General features: G+C 53.7%; 3 protein-coding genes. All 3 read left to right on the forward strand.

Annotation, left to right across the window (positions count from 1 at the left end; translation table 11 throughout):
• On the forward strand, positions 1-535 hold a 535-nt coding region (locus tag A596_RS21270), incomplete at its 5' end, for a phage tail protein (protein ID WP_235425804.1).
• 11 nt (positions 536-546) lie between these two features.
• Positions 547-1,047, forward strand: a complete 501-nt coding sequence (locus A596_RS21275; protein ID WP_039918720.1) for a phage tail protein — start codon at positions 547-549, stop codon at positions 1,045-1,047.
• Positions 1,048-1,055: 8 nt separating this feature from the next.
• A partial coding sequence (locus A596_RS23225; RefSeq protein ID WP_039918721.1) for a hypothetical protein occupies positions 1,056-1,375 on the forward strand: 320 nt, incomplete at its 3' end.

The raw sequence follows: 1,375 nt of genomic DNA on the forward strand, positions 1-1,375 counted from the left end.
TGGGAGCGCCGTTGTGGACGGTTTGCTGGGGGGAATTCACACCGGCATCGGCAAACTGAAGGAAGCCATTTCGAATCTGGGTGATGGCACCATCACCTGGTTCAAAGACAAGTTGGGCATTCGCTCCCCCAGCCGTGTTTTTGCGCAACTGGGCCGCGATACCCTGCTGGGATTTGAAGACGGGCTGGACGACCAAACCCGCGCAACGATAAACCGCCTCACACGCATTACCGGCGCGCTTACCGCTGCCGGGGCGGGTGTACTGCTTACGCCCGGCATCGCATCCGCAACACCCGCTGGCGCCGCTGGAATGCCGTCGACAGACCCGGCCAGTGCAGTGCGCTTTGAATCCCGGGCGCCACTGAAAAGAGCGAGCAGCTCGCAGCAGTTTGGTGGCGATACGATTCACATCACGGTGCAGGCCAGCCCCGGCATGAATGAGCACGCGATTGCTCAACAGATCCAGCGCGCATTGGAAGAGCGCGACCGCAAAAAAGCACAACGCCGTCGTTCGGTGTTGTTCGATAACGATTAGGAGTTTTAATCATGTTGATGACACTGGGCTTTTTTGTGTTTGATTTGCCCACTGCGCCCTACCAACAACTGCAGCGGCAAACCGAATGGCGACACCCAAGCCAGTCGCGCGTAGGACAACGTCCGGCCTATCAGTACGTTGGACCAGGTGATGACACCATCACGCTTACCGGTGTGCTTTACCCGGAAATAACCGGTGGTCGCTTATCGCTGGATTTATTGCGCACCATGGCCGAGCAAGGTAAAGCATGGCCGCTCATTGAAGGCAGTGGCAGGCTTTACGGTTTTTGGTCTATTACCAGCATTTCAGAAACCAGTAGCGAATTGATGCGCGATGGCACACCACAAAAAATTGAATTCAGTATTTCGCTCATTCGCGTGGATGAATCACAAATTGATTTGCTCGGTACGGTTATTAATGCAGGCCTCGGGGTAGCAACCGGTTTGCTTGCAGGGCCACTAAATAAAATTCGCGATCTGACACACGCGGTCAGTAAATTGCCACGCTTTTAATTTTCCCTATGAATATTTTTACTGTTGATCATCCCGCCCCGGATTACCGCCTTGTCGTAAACGGCACCGATATTACCCCGCGTATTCGCGGTTGCCTGATTGAACTCACCATCACCGACAATCGTCATCTGGAAGCGGACACACTCGATTTAACGTTGACCGATCAAAATGGTGATATGGAATTACCACCGCACGGTGCAAAAATCAGTGTGGCAATTGGCTATCGCAATCGCGACCTGATTAACAAAGGCATTTATGTGGTCGATGAAGTGGAGCATTCCGGCGCGCCTGATCAAATCAATATTCGCGCGCGCAGTGCCGACCTGCG

Origin of the sequence: Cellvibrio mixtus subsp. mixtus J3-8 (assembly GCF_000766945.1) — a bacterium.
GTDB classification, from domain to species: Bacteria; Pseudomonadota; Gammaproteobacteria; order Pseudomonadales; family Cellvibrionaceae; genus Cellvibrio; species Cellvibrio mixtus_A.